1 protein-coding gene is annotated in these 2,079 nt (G+C 34.3%); it reads left to right on the top strand.

The genetic code is table 11. The features are described 5' to 3' along the window. Positions 1-137: 137 nt before the first annotated feature. The gene (locus tag C7U55_RS13355) at positions 138-1,979 is read left to right on the top strand and encodes an IS1634 family transposase (RefSeq protein ID WP_106988960.1); all 1,842 of its coding nucleotides are present in this window, start codon (positions 138-140) and stop codon (positions 1,977-1,979) included. Positions 1,980-2,079 lie beyond the last annotated feature (100 nt).

The raw sequence follows: 2,079 nt of genomic DNA on the forward strand, positions 1-2,079 counted from the left end.
CGGGAGTTTAACACTTGCTCATAGTCGAAATAGCCAAATGTCGTTTATGTACGGCTTTTTTTTCGTCAAATTTTTATTTTTTTACTGTTGTATGTGTTGTAATTGTGATATAATAGTTGTAAAGGATGGCTGCTTCTATGAAACTGTATTATGATAAACGACTTAAAGATCCTACTTACTATATTCAGCAGGGATTTAGAAATGGTAAAAAAACGACAACCAAAAATATCAAAAGATTAGGTAAACATTCTGAGCTTCTTCTTATAACGGATAATCCCTTGGAATACGCTAAAAACGAAGTAAAAAAAATGAATGAGGAATATCGTTCTGGCAGATCTGAATTCATTGTTACTATGGACTTTAATGAAAGAATCCCTTCTACAGATTCTCCTTGTTCGAATTCTACTAGTTTGAACATTGGATATCTGTATCTTAAGGATATCTATGCCAAATTGAATCTGTCTGATTTTTTTAAATCAGTTTCTTCTGACCGAAAGATCACCTACGACTGTAATAAAATCTGTCAGTTTCTTACCTATGCAAGGATTCTGGATCCTGCCAGTAAATATGGAACATACGATAAACTTGATACATACTATGAGAAACCTCAGGTTGAATACCAACATATGATTCGTTTCTTGGATATTCTAGACAGAAACAGTGACCAATATTTAAAACATCTTTTTGACAATTCCGAAAACATCGTTAAACGAGATACTTCAGTTATGTACTATGACTGTACAAACTATTTCTTTGAAACAGAAAAGCCTGATGAGGAGATCGTTGACGAAGTTACTGGAGAAATTATCCTTGGACTTCGTCAGTTCGGAATCAGTAAGGAAAACAAGACATCTCCTATTGTTGAAATGGGGCTTATCATGGACAGCCGTGGAATCCCTATTTCTATGTGTATTCATCCAGGAAACACAAATGAACAGCTTACTGCCGTTCCACTTGAAAAAGAAGTTATAAAAATGACCGGAAACAAAAAGTTCATATATTGTGCGGATGCAGGACTTGGATCCTACAATATCCGTAAATTCAATGATATGGGTGGTAGAGCCTATATTGTTACACAGTCAGTAAAAAAACTTGGACAAGAGATCAAAGATATCGTATTCAACGATTCAAACTACCGTCTATTGTCAAATGACGATGCGATCACATTGAAAGAAATGCGAACATTTAATAAAAAAGACGCAAACAATCTAAGTCTATACAATGATTTTGCCTATAAAGTGATTCCCGCCAACACGGCCATGGATACAGGACTTTATGAAGAAAAAGTATACAAGAACGGTCGAACAAAAAAAGTAAAAGCCAAAGGAACATTACATCAATATATCATTGTCACTTTCTCTAGAAAGATGATGGAATACCAAAGGACTATCCGCGAAAGACAGCTTGAACGTGCTAAAAAGTTATTAAGACTTAAAGATCCTGAAAAAATAAAAAAAGGACCCAACGATATACGTCGATTCCTTAAGAACACATCATCTGATACAGCTAATTATGTATTGGATATGGATAAAATCCATGAAGAAGAAAAATACGATGGATTCTATGCCGTCGCAACAAATCTTGACGATTCAGCCAAAGACATCCTAGCAGTAGCTCAAAATAGATACAAAATCGAAGACTGTTTTAGAATCATGAAGACTAATTTCGATGCAAGACCAGTATTCTTGAGAAAGCCAGAAAGAATACGTGCACATTTCTTGATCTGCTACACTGCACTACTTATATACAGGCTTATGGAGTGCAAGTTGGATGACAACTTAACTCATGTAACAACATCAAACCTAATAAAAACATTGCGAAATATGAATGTCGTAAATATGGATGACATGTACTACAAATCCATCTATAGTGGTAGTCAGGCATTAGATGCATTAGAAAGATGTTTCGAGCTACAACTAAACAGAAAGTACTATAGACCAAGTGATTTAAACAAAATAGTAAAAAAATATTCAAAATAGAAATCACATACAACATTTCAAAAAAACGAAAGTGCTAGATTAAACCTTGAATAAAGGCTTTCTAGCACTTTTTACTTTTTCAACTGTCAAACTCGGGATT

This window comes from Faecalibacillus faecis (assembly GCF_003024675.1).
Classification (GTDB): Bacteria; Bacillota_I; Bacilli_A; order Erysipelotrichales; family Coprobacillaceae; genus Faecalibacillus; species Faecalibacillus faecis.